The sequence below is a fragment of the Halalkalicoccus tibetensis genome (genome assembly GCF_037996645.1).
GTDB classification, from domain to species: Archaea; Halobacteriota; Halobacteria; order Halobacteriales; family Halalkalicoccaceae; genus Halalkalicoccus; species Halalkalicoccus tibetensis.
The window spans coordinates 658,443-676,877 of the sequence record NZ_JBBMXV010000003.1 but is presented as its reverse complement, the minus strand read 5'-3'; the positions used below and the strand labels follow the sequence as shown (position 1 = coordinate 676,877).

At 67.2% G+C, this 18,435-nt stretch carries 21 protein-coding genes; 5 read left to right on the top strand and 16 right to left on the bottom strand.

The window, feature by feature from the left end; translation table 11 throughout:
• Positions 1–3 precede the first annotated feature (3 nt).
• Positions 4–492, bottom strand: a complete 489-nt coding sequence (locus WOA58_RS11870) for a metal-dependent hydrolase (protein ID WP_340604425.1) — start codon at positions 490–492, stop codon at positions 4–6.
• Positions 492–992: a hypothetical protein gene (locus WOA58_RS11865; RefSeq protein ID WP_340604424.1), complete on the bottom strand. Its 501-nt coding sequence runs from the start codon at positions 990–992 to the stop codon at positions 492–494. Before WOA58_RS11865 ends, WOA58_RS11870 begins: the two co-directional genes overlap by 1 nt.
• A gap of 136 nt (positions 993–1,128) precedes the next feature.
• Between WOA58_RS11865 and WOA58_RS11860 the strand changes: the two genes are divergently transcribed.
• Together WOA58_RS11860 and WOA58_RS11855 are read left to right on the top strand one after the other, a co-directional pair.
• Positions 1,129–2,025: a M55 family metallopeptidase gene (locus WOA58_RS11860; RefSeq protein WP_340604423.1), complete on the top strand. Its 897-nt coding sequence runs from the start codon at positions 1,129–1,131 to the stop codon at positions 2,023–2,025.
• 87 nt (positions 2,026–2,112) lie between these two features.
• Positions 2,113–2,346, top strand: a complete 234-nt coding sequence (locus WOA58_RS11855) for a hypothetical protein (protein WP_340604422.1) — start codon at positions 2,113–2,115, stop codon at positions 2,344–2,346.
• Between the two features lie 19 nt (positions 2,347–2,365).
• Here the strand turns inward: WOA58_RS11855 and WOA58_RS11850 are convergent, their stop codons facing one another.
• Positions 2,366–3,568: an MFS transporter gene (locus WOA58_RS11850; protein ID WP_340604421.1), complete on the bottom strand. Its 1,203-nt coding sequence runs from the start codon at positions 3,566–3,568 to the stop codon at positions 2,366–2,368.
• Positions 3,569–3,697: 129 nt separating this feature from the next.
• On the opposite strand from WOA58_RS11850, the gene WOA58_RS11845 reads away from it, so the two are divergent.
• A complete protein-coding gene (locus tag WOA58_RS11845) occupies positions 3,698–4,171 on the top strand; it encodes an FKBP-type peptidyl-prolyl cis-trans isomerase (RefSeq protein WP_340604420.1) in 474 nt (157 codons plus the stop codon).
• Between the two features lie 192 nt (positions 4,172–4,363).
• Complete coding sequence (locus tag WOA58_RS11840; protein ID WP_340604419.1) at positions 4,364–5,905, top strand: alkaline phosphatase; 1,542 nt, start codon at positions 4,364–4,366, stop codon at positions 5,903–5,905.
• A gap of 62 nt (positions 5,906–5,967) precedes the next feature.
• Here WOA58_RS11840 and WOA58_RS11835 read toward each other — a convergent pair whose 3' ends face one another.
• Entirely contained in the window at positions 5,968–6,882 is a 915-nt protein-coding gene (locus WOA58_RS11835) for a M14 family zinc carboxypeptidase (protein WP_340604418.1), read from the bottom strand.
• Between the two features lie 301 nt (positions 6,883–7,183).
• On the opposite strand from WOA58_RS11835, the gene WOA58_RS11830 reads away from it, so the two are divergent.
• A complete protein-coding gene (locus WOA58_RS11830; protein ID WP_340604416.1) occupies positions 7,184–8,374 on the top strand; it encodes a pyridoxal-phosphate-dependent aminotransferase family protein in 1,191 nt (396 codons plus the stop codon).
• A gap of 99 nt (positions 8,375–8,473) precedes the next feature.
• Here WOA58_RS11830 and WOA58_RS11825 read toward each other — a convergent pair whose 3' ends face one another.
• The 12 genes from WOA58_RS11825 to WOA58_RS11770 all read right to left on the bottom strand — a co-directional run bounded on the left by WOA58_RS11825 (position 8,474) and on the right by WOA58_RS11770 (position 18,232).
• A complete protein-coding gene (locus tag WOA58_RS11825; RefSeq protein ID WP_340604415.1) occupies positions 8,474–8,734 on the bottom strand; it encodes a hypothetical protein in 261 nt (86 codons plus the stop codon).
• A 115-nt stretch (positions 8,735–8,849) separates the two neighbouring features.
• Positions 8,850–9,062, bottom strand: a complete 213-nt coding sequence (locus WOA58_RS11820; RefSeq protein ID WP_340604414.1) for a heavy-metal-associated domain-containing protein — start codon at positions 9,060–9,062, stop codon at positions 8,850–8,852.
• A gap of 85 nt (positions 9,063–9,147) precedes the next feature.
• On the bottom strand, positions 9,148–9,342 hold the full coding sequence (locus tag WOA58_RS11815) for a hypothetical protein (RefSeq protein WP_340604413.1): 195 nt from the start codon (positions 9,340–9,342) through the stop codon (positions 9,148–9,150).
• A gap of 117 nt (positions 9,343–9,459) precedes the next feature.
• Positions 9,460–9,705, bottom strand: coding sequence for a TrmB family transcriptional regulator (locus tag WOA58_RS11810; protein WP_340604412.1), 246 nt, complete (start codon positions 9,703–9,705; stop codon positions 9,460–9,462).
• A 140-nt stretch (positions 9,706–9,845) separates the two neighbouring features.
• The gene (locus WOA58_RS11805) at positions 9,846–11,078 is read right to left on the bottom strand and encodes a hypothetical protein (protein WP_340604411.1); all 1,233 of its coding nucleotides are present in this window, start codon (positions 11,076–11,078) and stop codon (positions 9,846–9,848) included.
• Between the two features lie 166 nt (positions 11,079–11,244).
• A complete protein-coding gene (locus WOA58_RS11800) occupies positions 11,245–11,652 on the bottom strand; it encodes a DUF2267 domain-containing protein (RefSeq protein ID WP_340604410.1) in 408 nt (135 codons plus the stop codon).
• 164 nt (positions 11,653–11,816) lie between these two features.
• Entirely contained in the window at positions 11,817–12,890 is a 1,074-nt protein-coding gene (locus WOA58_RS11795) for a glycoside hydrolase family 26 protein (RefSeq protein WP_340604409.1), read from the bottom strand.
• Between the two features lie 94 nt (positions 12,891–12,984).
• Positions 12,985–13,413 (bottom strand): hypothetical protein, encoded by a 429-nt coding sequence (locus WOA58_RS11790; RefSeq protein ID WP_340604408.1) that lies wholly within the window; start codon positions 13,411–13,413, stop codon positions 12,985–12,987.
• A gap of 235 nt (positions 13,414–13,648) precedes the next feature.
• Positions 13,649–14,524, bottom strand: coding sequence for an SDR family oxidoreductase (locus WOA58_RS11785; protein WP_340604407.1), 876 nt, complete (start codon positions 14,522–14,524; stop codon positions 13,649–13,651).
• A gap of 75 nt (positions 14,525–14,599) precedes the next feature.
• Complete coding sequence (locus WOA58_RS11780; protein ID WP_340604406.1) at positions 14,600–15,406, bottom strand: SDR family NAD(P)-dependent oxidoreductase; 807 nt, start codon at positions 15,404–15,406, stop codon at positions 14,600–14,602.
• Between the two features lie 66 nt (positions 15,407–15,472).
• Positions 15,473–16,627: a cobalamin-independent methionine synthase II family protein gene (locus WOA58_RS11775; RefSeq protein ID WP_340604405.1), complete on the bottom strand. Its 1,155-nt coding sequence runs from the start codon at positions 16,625–16,627 to the stop codon at positions 15,473–15,475.
• A gap of 114 nt (positions 16,628–16,741) precedes the next feature.
• Complete coding sequence (locus tag WOA58_RS11770; RefSeq protein WP_340604403.1) at positions 16,742–18,232, bottom strand: aldehyde dehydrogenase family protein; 1,491 nt, start codon at positions 18,230–18,232, stop codon at positions 16,742–16,744.
• Between the last annotated feature and the right edge of the window lie 203 nt (positions 18,233–18,435).

The window sequence follows — 18,435 nt, the reverse complement described above, 5'->3', positions numbered from 1 at the left end:
CCTTCAGCCCTCGTGGCGACGATCGAGTGCCCGGACGACCGCGGCCACGGCACCCGCGACGAGCGCCGGCCACCAGTCCGTGCTCAGATAGAGGCTCGGCGTCGGCGGCGCGTACTGGGTCAGCGGCCAGAGGAGGGGATAGGAGTGGCCCGAGAGGCCGACCAACAGGAGGTCGAGCGCGTGGTGGGTGCTCATCCCGAGGAGGAGCAGCGCGAACACGCGGGCGCGCTGGCGGGCGCCGACCAGCAGGGATCCGATCGCGATCGCGACGAGCGAGCCGCTGAAGAAGTGAAGCGGGACCCACGAGAAGGGGATCCCCAGCAGGGCCTCGACCGTATGCTCGCTCACCACCAGCTCCAGCCGGTTGAGGTCGGGAACGATCGAGCCGATCATCGCGATCGTGACGTAGCGTGGGGTGAGCCACGGGTAGCGCCACGAGAGCAGCGTCGCGAGCACGTAGGCCCCGAGGACATGCGTGAGCCACTCGGCCATCAGCCCCACCCCCGGAGCCGAAGGGGCTCCTCGCGGGGGACGAACGCCCACTCGTCGGTGTCGATCCGCCAGTCGCGAACGAATCGGACGAGGAGCCACCCGCCGGCGAGGATCGAGACACCGTACATGTAGGTGAACTCCCAGGGCTCGCGGACGAGGGTCTCCTCGGCGTCGATCGTTCGATCGGGCCCGGCGACCCCGAAGACGCGGAGGTCCTCACCCTCGCTCACGGGCTCCTCGACGTTCTCGATCCGAAGCTCGAAGGACTCGCCCGCCGGGGTCCCGGGATCGATCACTACGGGATCGGTCGCGACGACCGGGCCCGAGAGCTCGACCGGCTCGCCGACGTGGGCGTCGTAGTCGTCGATCAGCGCCCCCTCGTCGGGGTAGTCGTGGCGATCGGGATCGGCCGGGGTCGCGCCGTAGCCGACGAACAGGGCGCCGAGGACGGCGAGCAGGGCGAGGACGGCGAGCGCCCGCGTGAGGGGAGTTCTACGCATGATACGGACGAGAATGGAGGGAAAAGCGATCGGAGCGGCTCATCTGGTAGGGGCGAGTCGGTCCGGGCCAATAGCTGTTTCCGACGCCCGCGGCGTGTCGAAGCGCTTTCGTCCGTCGGCGGCGCGGAACGAACTGATGCGCCTGCTCGTGATCACGGACCTGGAGGGCGTCGCCGGGATCGACTCGTTCTTCGAGACCCGAACGGGCCGCGAGGAGCGGAAAGGTTCGGCGATGGACCGGCTCGCGAGCGAGGTCAACGCCTGCATCGAGGGGATCCGCTCGCGGGCGCCCGAGGCCGGGATTGACGTCTGGGACGGCCACGGTAGCGGCGGCCTTCGGGAATCGGACCTCGAGGGCGGGCGCTACCTCGGCGAGGGCCGGCCCTATTTCCACCTCGCGGGCGAGCACCGCGAAAGCGGGGAAGGAGGGGACGGGAACGAGGAAGACAGGGAGGACTACGACGGCGTGCTGTTCGTCGGCCAGCACGCGATGGCGGGGACGCCCGACGCGCCGCTCTGTCACACCTACTCCTCGCTCGCGGTCGACTACTACAAGCTCAACGGGACCTTCGTCGGCGAGTTCGCCTGCCGGGCGCTGATCGCGGGCCGCCAGGGCGTGCCGACGGTGTTTCTCGCGGGCGACGACAAGGCGACCCTCGAGGCCCGCCAGTTCGTTCCGGGGATCGAGACCGTCGCCACCAAGTACGGGACCGGCCGCGAGTCGGCGCGCCACCGCGATCCTGCGGAGGTCGCGGACGCGATCCGACGGGGCGCGGCGAACGCGATCGACCGCCTGGACGAGATCGAGCCCTACGACCGGATCGAGTCGCCCTACGCCCTCGAGATCAGGTACTACGAGCCGGCGAACGTCTCGAAGCTCGACCGGATCGGCGGCCTGCTCAGGCGGTACGCCCCGCCGCTGGCGGACGCCCTGCCGTTCGCGACGGGAGTAACGCGGATCGACTCGCGGACGATCCGGATCGAGATCGAGGAGCTCCTCGATCCGGGGTCGGGCGTCTACACCCGGCTGTAGCCCGGACAGTTCCAGGGAGCCGAGGGTATCGAGTGGCGTCGGGTCGAGAAGCACACGTCTATGTCGCCTCGGTCACTCCCTTGGGGTATGAGCGACGAGGAGGGCGTGCCCCCGTTCGACTGTCACCGCCGATCGTGCGAGAAGACCGCCGAGTTCTGGGTGTACGAGCGCTATCAGGAGGAGAACGACCTCGGGGCGGTCGAGGCTGAGGTGTCGCTCTGTCGGGAGCACACCGCCGAGGAACGGCCCCACAACCTCGATCAGGCCAACTCCGAGTACATCTTCAAGATCGAGCCGATCGGGACCGAGAACGACGGGTAGGGGGCGGCGACGGCCGGTATCAGTCCTCGGGCAGGCGAAGCGTGAGCAGCGTGATGACCGCGACGAGCACCGCGAGCAGGACGTAGCCCTCGTCGAAGAAGCCCCGCTCGGCGACCGCGCCGAACAGCACCGGGCCCATCGCCCCCATCATCGAGGCGAACGAGCGGACCGCGCCCAGCCCGGTGCCCTGGATCTCCTCGGGGATCGTATCCGAGAGGTACGACTGGGTGATCGCCCCCGATCCGAGCATCGTGCTGACGAGCACGGTGACGACGACCAGCGGGACGAGGCTCTCGACGACCGGCAGCAACGAGAAGCCGACGATCGCCCCGGCGAGGACGATCGGCAACGAGCGACGGATCCCGACCCGGTCGTAGGCCACCCCGGCCGCAGGTTTGGCGACGATCCCCACGGCGAAGAAGAGGCCGAACAGCGTGCTCGAGGCCGCAGAAGAGAGGCCCTTCTCCTGGATCAAGTAGGTGGGATAGAACGCCGAGAACGTCTGGAGGATGCCGATGTAGAGGAAGAGGATGACGGCCATGAACAGGAGGGTGGGGTGGCGAAGCTGCCCGAGCACGCTCCGGGCGCCCGCGAGCGAGAAGTCGCCATCACCCGATTCCCGATCGGTGGACGGCGGCAGCGTCAGCCAGAGGGCGACGGCGACCGCCACCAGGGCGGGGATAACGAACCCCAGCCCGGCCTGCCAGGCGGCCACGGCCGCGATGGCGCCGGCGAGCGGCGGGAGGAGGGTCTGGCCGGTATCGCCCGCCGCCATCGTGATGCCCAGCGCGCGCCCGATCCGGTCGGGGTAGAGCTCCGAGAGGGCGGTGATCCGGGCGACGGGGTACAGCGACAGCCCCAGCCCGAACAGCGCGGTCGCGGCGAACAGCGCGAGCGCCGAGGGCGCGAGCACGACCAAAAGCAGGCTAATGGTGGCCAGCACGACGCTCGCAGTCATTACCGCCCGCTCGCCGCGCCGATCGGCCAGCACGCCCCCGGGGACCTGGCCGATCGCGTAGCCCAACCAGATGAGCGTCACCAGAAAGCCGGCGGTGGTGAGCGTCAGGTCGAAGTCGGCGCTGAGCTGCGGGAGCAACACCGGGTAGATCATCCGCGTGCCGTTGAGCAGCCCCCAGCCGAGCGCGATCACGATCAGCAGCTTGCCCGTGCCGCCCGCCCAGAGCCCGCTCGCCTCCCGTCGGAGGGATGCCAACCGATCCATCGAGTGGCTAGGGGGAGCGGGGGCGTCTGGAATAACCCTTTCATGCCCACCCTCGATGGCCGGTTCCGAAGGGAGCCAGCTATGGTGCGTATCTGGGGGTTTTTCCGGCTTCGCGAGCTATGTGAGGCCATGGGAATCGAACCCGGCGATCAGGCGACGATCGAGTACACAGGGCGATTGACCGACGAGGAGGGGACGGTGTTCGACACGTCCCGCGAGGAGGTCGCCGAGGAGGCGGGGCTGGCCGAATCCCAGCCCGAACGGGAGTACGAGCCGCTCACCGTCGAGCCCGGCGCGGGCCAGCTCATCGAGGGGTTCGACGAGGGGCTGGTCGGCCTCGAGGAGGGCGACTCCGAGACGATCACCGTCCCCCCGGAGAAGGGCTACGGCGAGCACACCGACGAGCAGGTCATCGAGCAGGAGCGCGACGGGTTCGACGAGATGCTCGGCCAGCCCCCCGAGGAGGGGATGATGATCCAGACCGAACAGCAGCAGGTCGGCGAGATCGTCGACGTCACCGAGGAGGTCGTCCGGATCGACTTCAACCACGAGCTCGCCGGCGAGACCCTCGAGTTCGACGTCGAAGTCGTCTCGATCGACTGATCGCGGTTCGAACGCGGCATGCGAGCGTTTTCGGCTCTGCAGACCGACCGCCGAGCGGCCCGTCCCCCACGTCCATTCACACCGGGATCGGACTGTCCTTTCGACGGCAGGTGTTCAATTACCTCAGACCGGATACGTAACCTAACCCCGGGAAAGAACTAACACGGCGGGGGGTCGAGTTCTTCATTGATAATGACTAGCAACTGTTGTGGCGGCGGTGCAACACCGGATCCGGACGACCTGCCGCCGATCTCGGCCGAGCGGCGGACGTTCATCAAGGGGTTGGGCGCGGTCACGGGGGCCGCGGCGTTCGGCGGGACGGCGATGGCCACCGACACCGACTCCGACGAGAAGGACCAGGAGGGCGAGAACGACGACGAACCGCGCAACGGGATCACCTTCATCCACGACGGGATGGGGCCGACCCAGGTCACCGGCGCGCGCTACCTGAAGGCGTATCAGGCCGACGCGGAGGCGTTCCCGATGAACGCCGACCCGTCAGTGACGCCGCTGCATATGGACCGCCACGCAGCCCACGGGACGATGACGGTCTTCCCGGAGGACCCCAACGAGGTGATCATCGATTCGGCGGCGGGAGCGACGAGCCCGGGGGCCGTCGACTGTGCGGGATCGGCGACGGGGATCGGCGCGGGCGTGAAGACGTATAACGGCGCGATCGGGGGGATCCGCGACGAGGACGGCCAGTTCGCCCCGGTCGAGACCATCCTCGAGGCGGCCCGCGACGCGGGGAAGGCGACGGGGCTGGTCACCACCACGCGGATCACCCACGCGACGCCGGCGGCCTTCGCCGCCCACGTCCCCCACCGGCGCATGGAGGACGAGATCGCCGAACAGTACATGGACGACGCGGGCGTCGACGTCCTGCTGGGCGGCGGGAAGGCCTTCTTCGATCCCGACCAGCGCGAGGACGGTCGCGACCTGCTGAGCGACGCCGAGGAGCAGGGCTACGAGATCGTCGAGACCGCGGACGAGCTCGACGGCGTGGAGCAGGCGCCGGTGCTCGGGCTGTTCACCGACGACGACAGCCACATGGACTACTACCTCGACCGCCAGGGCGAGACGACACAGCCGGGGCTCGTCGAGATGACGAACAAGGCGATCGAGTTGCTCTCCGGGCACGACGAGGGGTTCTTCCTGATGGTCGAGGCCGGCCGGGTCGACCACTGCGGGCACAAGAACGATCCCGCGATCCTCGCCGAACAGCTCGAGGGCGACGAGGCCGTCGGCGCCTGCCTCGACTTCGCGCGCGATGACGCCACCCCCGAGACGCTGGTCGTGACGACGGCCGACCACGAGTGTGGCGGGTTCTCGCTCGCCCGCGACGGCATCTACAACGTCGACTACGAGATGATCGACTCCCTCGAAGCGAGCGTGACCGAGGGGATCATCCCGGCGCTCGACGAGGGAATGGAGGGCATCGAGGACCTCCAGCGGATCATGTCGGAGGTGGGCGGGATCGAGCTGGCCGATCTCGACCGCAACATGAGCGAGATGGACCTCTACCGGGCGATCGACCTCGGGCCGCTGTATGCCGAGGTCCCCGCGCTACGCGACCTGATGAACCGACAGATGCTGATCGACTTCACCTCCCACGGGCACACGGGCGTCGACGTGCCGCTGTACGCCGACGGCCCGAACGCGGAGTTCTTCAACACCGCGCGGGACAACACCGACATCGCAAACGTCATGGCCGACGCGATGCGCCTGAAGTAGCCGTACTGTCGATTTTCGCTGTTATCGAAAGAGTGGAGGACTATCGCGACGCTATGCTCGGATCACTCGTTGTCCCACGGCCACGGTGAACGGGGGCCACGCTCCGGGATCGTCTCCGCCAGCTCCGAGTCGCGGTCATAGAGCGATCCGTCCGCGGTCTCCTCGAGCAGGGTTTCGACTTCCGCTCGCATGTGACGAATCATCATCCCCTCCATGCGCTCGCCACGGTCGTCGACCTGACCAGTCATCTCTAGTAGGACGCTACCGTAGCCGCGAATTCCGTAGGCGTTGCGGGCGATGTTCGCGCCGGTGCCGCCCGGATACTGCGAGATGTTTGCGAAGCCGTATTGATCGTTGACCTCGTCGTATATCGCCCAGTTCATCTGCTTCGAGAGCTCGATCGCGTCCTCGTCGGCGTCCGGGGCGATCGGCCAGAAGTTCGACGCACGGATCGATTCCCCGTCATCATCGACGTAGTCACCCGTCTGCGTGTGGAGGTCCGCGACCCACTCCGGATCGAGGTCAGTCACGTAGTCGATCATCGCCTGCGTCTCCGGGGACGGGTTGTCGTCCGATCCGGGATCGTAGTGGTGCTGTCGGTTCGGGTCGACGCCATCAGCGTTTACACGCTGGTTTCGCATGCCTCCGTCCGGATTGTGCATCGGAAGAACGTGGATGGTCAGAGCCTCGCGAATCTGTGCGGTGTTCTGACCGCCCGCCGACAACCTCTGCAGGATCTGGAAGATCGTACTCGTCCCAGTCGGTTCGTCGCCGTGTTGTTCGGTCGTGATGAAGACGTCCGTCTCGCCGCTCCCGACGGTCGCAACGACGAGCTCACGGCCCTCGATACTCTCACCGATCTCCTCCAGTGAGACCGTACCACGGCCCGTTCGCTCTAGCCGATCCAGCCGTTCCATGACCTCATCATGTGTGTACCATCGCGAGTTCTCCCGAGGGAGTTCGTCCTCCGCGCTCACTATGCCCGGTCCAACTAGTCCGACACCAGCGAGACCACCGATCCACTTGAGTGCGTTACGTCGCCTCATACCGTTCCAAATAGTCTCATAAGATATTAATACTTCTATAAATGTATCTGTATAGTAATGTCATATAGTCACGTTAGGGATGCAGCTCCAGAACGGCAGGAATCAGGGCGGTAGAGACACCGAACCGTCGATTCAGGCCTCCAATGGTCGAGTTCGGATACCAGAAGAGGAATACGCGATCGCAAGCATGTAGTTCGGATGCTTTTTACCCCGGTACGGGCAGAGTGGGGGTATGAACGACGCGCCCGAGATCGACGAGCTCGTCCCGCCGGATCGAACGCTGATGGGCCCCGGCCCGAGCGACGTCCATCCCCGCGTGCTGCGCTCGATGGCGACGCCGCTGGTCGGCTATCTCGACGACTACTGCGTCGAGGTCATGAACGACGTCCAGGACGGGCTTCGCTACCTCTTTCAGACCGACAACGAGCATACGTTCGCGGTCAGTGGAACCGGTTCGGCCGCGATGGAGACCGCCTTCGGAAACCTCGTCGAGCCCGGCGAGACCGTATTGGTGCCCGACAACGGCTACTTCGGGGCGCGAATGGGCGAGATCGCCGAACGCGCCGGCGGCGAGGTCGTCACCGTCGAGGCGCCGTGGGGCGAGCCGCTGGACCCCGCGGACGTCGAGGCGGCCTTCGACGAGCACTCCCCGACGGTCTTCGGGTTCGTCCACGGCGAGACCTCGACCGGGGTTCGCCAGACGAGCGTTTCGGACCTGACCGGGATCGCCCACGAGAACGACGCCTACGTCGTCGCGGACACGGTCGCCTCGCTGGGCGGCGTCGAGTTCCATACCGACGAGTGGGACGTCGACGCCGTCTACTCGGGCTCCCAGAAGTGTCTCTCGGCGCCGCCGGGCGCGAGCCCGATCACGTTCAACGAGCGCGCAGTCGAGAAGGTCCGCACCCGCGAGGAGCCCGTCCGGTCGTGGTATCTCGACTTCGAGGGGGTCTGGGAGTACTGGGGCGAGGAGCGCAACTACCACCACACCGGCCCGATCTCGACGCTGTACGCGCTGCGCGAGGCGCTTCGGCTCGTGAGCGAGGAGGGCCTCGAGGGGACGTGGGACCGTCACGAGCGCGTCGCGGGCGCGCTCAAGGAGGGCGTCGAGGCGATGGGTATCGGGCTGAACGTGGCCGACGAGCACTGGTTGCCGACGCTCAACCCCGTTCGCGTGCCCGACGGCGTCGACGACGGCGAGGTTATCGACCGCCTGATCGAGGACCACGGGATCGAGATCGTCGGCGGGCTGGGCGCGCTCGACGGGGAGGTCTTCCGCGTGGGCTGTATGGGTCACTCGGCCCGGCCGGCCAACGTCACGCAGTTCATGGCGGCGTTCGGCTCGGTGCTGGCCGACGGGGGCGCGGACGTCGACCCCGAGGCCGGCGCGGGCGCGGCGGCGAGCGCGCTCGATCCGAAGTGAGGGTCCGGCGAAGCGAAATCAACCGCCTGAAGACGTCGCTCGGGCCGGCGTTGCTACAGGGTCGTTCGTAAGGAGCGTTCGCCGATCCCGCTTCGGGTATCAGAGGGCGGTGTTCGCAGCAGCGAAGACGGCGCCGGCCAGCAGCGAGACCGAACTCCACCCGAAGACGATCGCGCCGAGCAGCGCCCCGGCCCGCGCTGGGGCGATCAGGGACGGTGAGAACAGCAGGGCCCAGACCAGCACCGCGGCTATCAACGTGGTGATACCAGCAGCGAGACACAGCGCCCGTGCCGTCCGGACGGCGAACTCGGTTCCGTCATGAGCCCTATCAAGCCCCTCGTAGCCGGTCGTAGTCGACATATTGTTGCTCTTATGTATTCATACACATGTTTTATATAATAAGTCTTCCGGGTGAATGGATATGGCACGGAGGAGGGCCGAAGGGCGCTTGAAAGGCGTGAGAAAGCCTCGGCAGTTACTCGACGTCGTATCCCAGCTCGCGAACGGTGATCTTGACCCGCTCCTCCGCGAGGACGTCCTCGTCGTATTTGACCGCCGCCTCGCCGCTCTCCGGGTCGATATCGATCCCCATCACGCCGTCGACCTCGCCGAGCTCGTCGGCGATCGCGTGGCTGTCGTCCTCGGAGTCGATACCCTCGACGGTGAACGTCGCGGTGCTTTGAGCCATCGGGTCTCCACTACCGGATCGAGCGTGATGACTCTGCCGTTCGGGGCGTGGTCGATCCGTCCCCGACTATCGGCCCCGTCGCCGATCAGCCGTCCGACTCGGTCGCGTTCCGGTAGCGGTCGCTCGCCCGCGCAACCCGTTCGTCGTACTCGTCGCGGTCGATCTCGCCGGCCTCGAGGTCCGCCTGGGCGGCTTCGACGGTCTCGACGAACGCCGCTTCGGCCCGTGGGAGGTCGGGGTCGTCGGCCTGTAGCTCCGCGGCGAGCTCGGTGATGTCCATGGATCTAGGTGTAACAGGGTGGTGGCCGTGTTCCGTGACCGTTCGGCTTGCCGATCGCGATCGGTGCGCCGGAACGCTCTGGGGAGTCGAAAAGGACGGGAACCAACGTCTCGCTCCTTACGCCGCGAGGGCGTATGTCTCGCCGTTGCGCGTGATCAGGTCCTCGCTTTCGAGGGTCTGGAGGACGGGGAACAGCGCGAGCTGCTTCATGTCCAGAGCCGACTGGAGGTCGTCGACGGTCGCACTGTCGGCGGCGCTCAGGTAGAAGTAGACGAGCTTCGAGTTGCTCGATTCGAGCGTGGTCGGGAGTCCCTCGAGGGTCGCGTCGGCGTCGTGTTCGTACTCCGGTTGTGCAGTACTCATTACCGGTTCATCGCCGTTTCCCCTGATAAACCTTCTCCATATATGATCCCGATAGACTAGATGCTATAATATGACATAGTAAGATACTACGGGGACGGATCGGAGCGTCGAAGCGGCGAGGAACGGACCGGGTCCGACGGCTACGGGGCGATCGTCAGTGCCAGTTGCTCGTCGGGGTCCCCGCCTTCGGTGTCGGCCTCGAAGGTCACCGTCTCGACGTCGTCGTTCTCGCGATCGAAGACGAACGTCTCGGACTGGTCGCCGTACTCGGCGATTACCTCGGTCTCGTCGGCGTAGTGGAACTCGCGGTCGTAGAGCGCGACGCCGTCCTCGTCGGTCGGGATCCCCTGCCCGTTGACCGTCACGGTCTCACCCTCGAGGGGGTCGCCGGACTCGTCGACGACGGTGGCTTCGACGGTCGCCCAGTAGACGTACATCCGGTCGACCTGGGCGGTGTGCTCGACGTCGTCGCCGTCGATCGTGATCGTCGTGTCGTAGCCCCAGTCGGCGGTGGCTTCGTAGACGGCGAGCTCGTAGTCACCGTCCTCGAGCCCCTCGAAGGTGGCCGTCTCGCCGTGCTGTTCCTCGCCGATCGTCTCGCCGTCCTGCTGGAGGAGGAAGGAGGCGTCGTCGGCGGGCTCGCCTGTCACGACGTCCTCGGCGGTGACGGTGAGGGTGTGCTCCTCGTCGGCGTCAGCGTCATCGCTGTGAGCCTCCTCCCCGTCGTCAGCGTCGTCGGCGTCCTGTTCGTCGGCGTCCTCGGTTCCGTCGCCGTCCTCAGCGTCCTGTTCGTCGACGTCCTCGGTTCCGTCGCCGTCTTCATCGCTCTGCTCGTTCGTGTCGCCCTCCTCGTCGGCGCTCGTTTCCTCATCGACGTCCTGTTCATCGGTGTCGTCCTGCTCGTCCGTTCCGTCCGCGTCCTGCTCCCCGCCGTCGTCGATAGCCGCATCGGCGTCATCGGCGTCGGCGGCGTCCTGCTGATCGCTCGTTTCCCCGTCGGCACCCGACGCCGTTTCGTCGGTGTCGTTCTCGACGGCGTCGCCGTCGCCGGCATCGATGGCGTCGTCCTCGTCGGCCTCCTCGCCGTCGTCGAGTTTGAAGACACCGTCGTCCTCGCTCCCGTCAGTGTCGTCGCTTTCGGGCGAGGCGTCGTCAGCGTCGTCGGTCGGTTCGTCGTCGGCATCGTTACCGACGTTCGCTTCGTCCGGGTCGTCGCCGTCGGTCGCGTCGGCCGCGTCCTCGAGGTCGTCCGCCTCCTCGGGTTCGGGTTCGTCGGCCTCGGCCGCCGGGTCCTCCGTCCCGAACCCCGCACAGCCGGCCAGGAGGACCGTCAAGCAGACGAGACAGACCGCGATCGTAGATCGTGAGTTCAACATGAGTTGTAAGTACAACCCCTATTAAACTACAACTAAATAGCTCTTATTTCACATATTTGAATTGTTGAAGCGAGTGGAAGCGGGAGCTGCGCGTCGACGAAACGGGTCGTCGGAATCAAAGGTCAGCGGCGGCTCCGTACGACTCGAGGAAAGATCGGCGGCGTCAGTACTGCTGTTCGCTCAGGTCGACGGGCTCGAACAGCGGGTCGAACTCGTCGGGGAGCTGCTCGCGTGCGTCCTCGAGCTCGCTTCCGCTGACGGCGTCGCCCAGCACCGTCAGTACGGCTCGGGCGTGGTGCTCGGCGTCGGCGTCGACGTCGCTCAGGACGTCCTCGCGATCGTCGATCCGCGAGACGAACCGGTCGGCCGAGAACTCCTCGGCCTCCGCGCTCTTGCTCATCAGCAGGTCGTCGAGATGGGCGGGAAGCTGGGAGGCGACGTTCTCGGCCTCGCCTTCGGTGATACGCTGGCCGAGAACGGTCAGCGTCGCGCTCGTCACGGTGTATGCTTGGTCGCGCGATTCGAGATCCGCGTGTCGCTCGACGGCATCGAGAAATGCGTTTTCTTGCATGGTAGAATCGGGCGGTAGGGGTCCGCCGTACCCGAACGAAGCGCTGTGAGCCGTTTCAGACTTCGGCCTATGAATGCAAACGACCCTCGTGGGCCCCTCCGTCCTCCCGTTCGTTCCGACGCGAACGGAGAGACGACGACCGCCTCGGCGTGCAGTCGGGCCGGTCAGTCGAGTCGACCGCGGAACGCATCGGTCGGGATGGGCGTGTCGCCCTCGCTGGTGACGTAGCGGTCGGTGGTCGCGCGTTCGCGATAGGTCCCGTAGACGTCGTAGGTCCGCGAGTCGCCGTCGGCGTAGCTGTCGGTCCCGCGCTCGCCGTCGAAGACCGCCCAGTCGGTCTCCTTGTCGATGTTGAACCAGCAGGCCATCCGGATCCCACGTCGCTCGATGTAGTCGAAGGCGTCGTCGATCCACGCTGCCTTCTGGGCCGGGCGATAGCGCCCGTCGCGATAGGAGGTGGTACCGAACTCGGGGAGGGTGAGCGGCTTCTCGGCCAGGTCGGTCAGGCGCTCGAACATCGGGTCGAACACCGACTCGGGGGACTGCCAACGTGAGCCGTCCCGGCTGTCGCCGAAATTGTAGCCGTCGATCCCGATCCAGTCGACGTACTCGTCACCCGGGTAGTACGACTCGGTGTCGTGGCTACCGTGTTCGGTGGCGTTCGGGTTCCAGACCCACTGGACCTGCTCGTCGGTCAGACCCGTTTCGGCCACCGTCCCGTGGAGGCGACGCCACGCCGCGACGAAGTCGTCGATCGTCGTCGCGTCGGCCCCCCACGGGATCCAGTCGCCGTTCATCTCCGGGAACGGCCGGAAGTAGAACATCCGGTCGCCGGATCCGTCCGAAACCCAGCGCGCGAGATCCTCGCCCCAGGCGGACAGGAGGTCGTCGTACGACCCGGCGGCGATCGCCCGGGTGACGCTTCCCGTCGTCGACTCCCGGGGGAAGGGCTGCCAAGTCACCATCGGGACGCGCCCCCGTTCCCACTGGGTCGTCATCTCCTCCGAGACGAACTGCCGGCGGCTGTCGTCGGGGATCGCCGCGTCGACGTAGTGGGTCGTGACGGCGAAGCCCCGCCCGAGCCACCGCTCGAAGGGGTCGATCCGTCCCCAGTCCTCGCCCGGATAGATCCCGAGGACGACGGGCGTGGCGGTGAACCGGTCGAGACAGCCCGCCATCGACAGCGAACCGGCCGCAGCGCCGAGGCCGAGCGTCTGCAGTGCGGAGCGGCGGTTCACGGCATACGTGATGTCCGTCGAACAAAAAAGGGATCGGTGGCCGTCGTGACGGGCCGGCAACGGGAGTCGACTCCGGCTGCGTGGGGGAAGACCGCTACAGTCCGGAGGGGCCCTCCGGCGTCGACGGGGCCAGGGCCATCTCGGCCTCGAAGGCATCGGGCCCCTCGCTCGGGATCGACTCGAGCCGCGGGGGTTTCAGATGGGAGAGAGCGCCCACGGCGAACGCGGACCGGACGCAGTCCGCGAACGATCCCCTCTCGGAGAGGCAGGCCAGCCCCGAGCCGGGGTCGTACTCGATCGCGTCACAGTCGGCCAGCGCCGGCAGGTCCCGCTCCTCGATCGTCTCCTCGATGACGTCCGGGTCCGCGCCGACCCGGGGAGCGATGTACTCGCTCAGCTCGGCGACCGACGCCGGGTAGCGACAGCTACGGAGGTAACGTAGGAGATGCCACCGGTATCTGTTCGCGTCCGACGGGACGCGCTCGGTCACGATGTGTCCGTAGCCGGAATCGGCTCTTGACATACGATGACATATCATCTCCCTCTACATAATACTTTTGCAGTATTCGACCCAAAATTAGGTTGGTAGCGTAGTAGTTCCATTAATTATCGTACGTTCATCTAGTTCGTGTGGTGGCGAGAGGTAGTATGTAAACGAGGACTAGCCGGGAGCAGGGTAGGATGGGTATCGGGGAGTGAATGAGCCGAGCCGTCCGGAAGACGGTGGGGAGGGAGTCCGAGAAGCCGGTCTACCGCCGTCAGGGCCAGTCGGGATCGATGCCGACGAGGTCGGCGCTGACGTTCCAGAGGCGCTCGCGGCGGTCGGGGTCGGTCGCGGCCGGCGCGGGTTCCTCCGGGCCGTCCGACCCGACGTATCCCCCGGATCGTCGTCCGTACTCCGGGGCCGTCGCCAGCTCGACGAGCCGGTCGGCGCCCGTCTCGGGCGTCGTGCCGATGCCGGGGACGACCGCGGCGATCCGGGTGAACAGCCGCGTGCGAAGCGATGCGTCCCGGAACAGCGCCGTTGAGGGCACGAACCCCGGATGGAAGCAGTTCGCGACGATATCCTCCCCGTCGAGCCGGTCGGCGAGTTCGAGGGTGAAGGCGACGTTCGCGAGCTTCGAGCGCGCGTAGGCGTCGAGCGGCTCGTAGCCGTCCTCTAACCGGACGTCGTCGAGCGCGAGTTCGCCCCGCCTGTGGACCCCCGACGCGGTGACGACGACTCGGGCGCCCGGCGTCGCGCGGAGGGGGTCCATGAGCTCGTGGGTGAGCAAGTACGGCGCGAGGTGGTTGACCGCGAAGGTCAGCTCGATCCCGTCGTCGGTGATCGTGTGGTCCTGTCGCGAGAGTCCGGCGTTGTGGACGAGCACGTCGAGGCGGTCGTAGGTGGCCGTGACCTCCTCGGCCAGCCGGCGAACCGCGTCCTGGGTCGCGAGGTCGGCCCGATGGAACCGCACGGTTCCGCCCGTCGAGCCCGTGAGCTCGTCGGCGAGCCGGGTACCCTTGTCCTCGTCGCGGCCGACGACCGCGACCGTCGCCCCCCGCTCCGCGAGCGTTCGGGCAGCGATGGCGCCGATGCCGCTCGTCCCGCCCGTCAACAGTACCGTGGGGTCGTCGCTATCGGTCCGTTCCATATCCGATGAACGGGAACGGGTTACAAAACGGGCAGGTCCGCCGCTCGGACGGGGACGCGTTCCGAGGGGGTCCCGTCAGGAGACGTGCCCGCCCCCGTCGACCCAGGCCGTCTCGCCGGTGACGTAGCTCGCCTCGTCGCTCGCCAGATACAGATATGCGCCGGGGAGCTCGTCGGCCGTCGCGGCCCGCAACGGGAGGTCGGGCGTCTCCCCGCCGGGTCCCATCTCCTGAGCTTCCTCCTTCCAGCCCTCGCGGATCTCGGTGGCGACGGGTCCGGGGGCGACGGCGTTCACTCGAACTCCCTCGCCCGCGAGTTCGAGCGCCGCACTCCGGGTGATCATCCGGATCGCGCCCTTGGTCGCGGCGTAGTGGGAGTGGTCCCACGCGGCGCGGCCCTGCGTGTCCGAGGCCGTGTTGATGACGACGCCCGGCTCGCCGCGGTCGATCATGTCGTTTGCGGCCTTCTGGGTCCCGAAGAACGTCCCGCGGGCGTTGACAGCGTGGACCTCCTCGAACTCCGCGGGCGTCACCTCCCGGAAGCGGCGCTTGGTGTAGACCCCCGCGTTGTTGATCATCACGTCGACGCCGGAGGAGCTCCCTTCCTCGGCGTCGGCGAGCTCGCGGGCCGCCTCGATGACGACGTCCAGCTGGTCGGGATCGGAGACGTCACACTCGACGAATTCGGCCGTCCTACCGTCCTCGCGGATGGCCTCGTGTGTCGGCACATCGAGGTCCGTGTCCTTCGGATCGGCCCGAACGTCCGCGTTGAGCACTGCCGCGCCTGCCTCGCCGAACGCCAGCGCGATTGCGCGGCCGATGCCGGAGCTGGCGCCGGTGACGACGACCGTCTCGCCGGTGAAATCGGGATTGAGTGAACCCATGGTGGGTGGAGGGGCGCCCGCTACCTCAGCGTTGGTGTGGCGGTGAAACGGGTTCCGGTGACGCCGTCAGAAGAGCCGCTCGGTCGCGATCTCGGCGCCCTCGACGAGCGCCTCGAGCTTCGCCCACGCGATCTCGGGGTCGACCATCCCGATGCCGGCCTGCGTGCCGAAGCCGCAGTCGGGGGCGGCGACCAGCGGCGTCGAGTCGTCGACCGCGTTGGCGACGCGCTCGAGCCGGTCGGCGATCGTCTCCGGGTGGTCGATGACGTTCGTCTTCACGTCGACGACGCCCGGCATCAGCGTCCAGCCCTCGGGCAGCGGCTGTTCGGCGAACGCGCGGTACTCGTGTTGGTGGCGGGGGTTGGCCTGCTCGACGCTCAGCCCCGAGATGTCGGCCTCGTAGATCACCGGCAGCATCTCGGCGAGGTCCGTATCGAGGTGGTGGGGGCCCTCGTAGCTCCCCCAGCAGGTGTGAAGCCGGACCCGCTCCTCGGGGATGTCCGAGAGCGCCTCGTTGAGCGCCTCGACGTGCAGGCGCGTGACCTCCGTTACCTCCTCGAGGGGTGCGTCGGCGAACGCCGCCGTCTGGCCGGCCGTGAGGAGTTCGGGCGCGTCGATCTGGATGTCCATCCCGGCCTCGGCGACGAGCTCGTACTCCTCGGCCATCGCGTCGGCGGCGGCGAAGAGGAACTCCTCGTAGTCGTCGTAGTAGTCGTCGACGTGGGTCGCCGTGACGATGCTCGGCGACGCCGAGGTCACGAACGTCCCCTCGAACTCCGCGTCGCTCCCCGCGAGCGCCTCGCGGAACCCCTCGAGTTCGGCCTCGGCCTCCTCGTGGCCGGTGTATTCGATGGGGCCGGCGATGACGGGCTGCATCGAGAGATCGATGACGTCGGTCTTGAACGTCTCCTCGGCGTAGTCGGGGAACTCCTGGAGGTCCGCCCAGAGCTCCTGTTCGCGCTTGCCGTCGATGCCGCTCAGGCGGTCGGCGACGTACCAGTTAAAGGAGACGCGGGACTGCTCGCCGTTGTTGGCGACGTCGAGGCCGACCTCCGCTTGGCGCTCGACGACGTCCTGCGTGGCGTCCGCGACGGTGCGATCCCAGTCGTCGGGGTCGACCGCCTCGCCGTCCTGGCGCGCCTTCAGCAGTTCGAGCAGTTCCGGCGGTCGCGGGAGGCTTCCGATGTGGGTCGTGGGGATCCGGTCTTCGGTGGCTGCCATTGATATGAGTAATATACTGAGTGAGTAATATAACCAACGGTATTCAGGCGGTACGGGTCGGTCGGCCGGCCCGTTCGATCAATCACGTGGGTCCCGTAGAGAAGACCGGCGCGATCAGAAGGGGTACTCCCGCTGCTCGTGCTGCAGGGAGATCCACTTCTTCTCGGTGAACTCCTCCATGATGTCGGTGCCGTTGTAGCCGCCGACGCCGGAGGCCTTCGTGCCGCTGAACGGGACGTGGGCCTCGTCGTTGATCGGCTGGTCGTTGACGTGGACGTTGCCGGTGTCCAGTCGTTCTGCGATCCGCAGGCCGGTACCGACGTCGCCCGCGTGGACCGATCCCGAGAGGCCGTACTGGGTGTCGTCGTGGAGCTCGACCGCCTCGTCGACGTCAGAGAACGGGATGACCGGGGCGATCGGGCCGAAGTGCTCGTTGCACGCGGCGGCCATGTCGTTGTCCACGTCCGAGAGCACCGTCGGCGCCACCAGCAGGGAGTCGTCGACGCCGTCCATCTCGACGGTTTCGCCGCCGGTCTCGAGCGTCGCGCCGGCGTCGATCGTCTCCTCGACGTACTTGAGCATCTCGTCGCGCTGGCCCTCGTCGATGATCGGGGCGACGACCGTGTCGTCCTCGTGGGCGCTGCCGACTGGGAGCGACGCCGCGCGGTCGGCGAGATGGTCGACGTAGTCGTCGTAGACGTCCTCGTGGACGAGGTGGCGGTTGATCGACATGCAGACCTGCCCCTGGTGGACGAACGAGCCGAACACCGCAGAGTCGACCGCCGCCTCGACATCGGCGTCGGCGGTGACGATGTGGGCGTTGTTGCCGCCGAGCTCCATGGCCGCCTCGGAGACGTTCTCGCCGGCCTTCGCGGCGACCCCGCGGCCGACGGGCGTCGAGCCGGTGAAGGCGACGACGTCGCTCTCGGGGTGTTCGACGATCGGGTCGCCGATGTCCGATCCGCTGCCGGTGACGACGTTGATCAGCCCGTCGGGGAGGCCCGCCTCCTCGTAGAGCTTCGCCATGAGGAGCCCGCCGGTGATCGGCGTGTTCGAGGCGGGCTTGACGACGACCGCGTTCCCGGAGGCGATCGCGGGCGCGATCGCCCGCCCCGAGAGGTTCAGCGGGAAGTTCCACGGCGAGATGACGGTGACGACGCCCTGGGGCTCCCGGCGGACGAGGTTCTCCTTGCCGGGAATGTTGGATTCGAGCTGCTCGCCGCCCATCTGGCGGGGGAGCGTCGCGGCCTGGTTCGCCTGATCGGTGGCGATCTGAACCGACGTCTCGCCCATGATCCGCGACCCGCCCGCCTCATGGGTCAGCAGCTCCTTGATCTCCTCGTCGTACTCCTGGAGCGTCCGCGCGAAGTTCTGTGCGACCCGCTCGCGCTCCGCGGGCGGCGCCTTCTGCCATTCCGCCTGTGCCTCCGCGGCGGCCTCGTAGGCGGCGTCGACGTCCGCCTCGGTGCCGGAGGGCACGCGCGCGACCTCCTCGCGCGTCGAGGGGTCCTCGACGACGATCTCCTCGTCGCTCTCCGAGGAGGTCCACTCGCCGTCGATGTAGAGACTGTTCCAGTCGGCGTCGATAGAGAGGGACTGTACCATCAACTACGCTATGGGAGCACGACTGAAAAGCCGTTGGCGGGCAGGTGCGGCGGTGTCTTATAGGTCGTCTACCGGCAAATTACGGGGGAAGCGGCGACGCCGTTCACACGACGCCGCGCCAAGCCGGCCCGCTCTACGGAGTCATATACCGCTCACTGACGATCCAGAAAACAGGGTGGGACGTGGGAGGCGAACCGGTCATC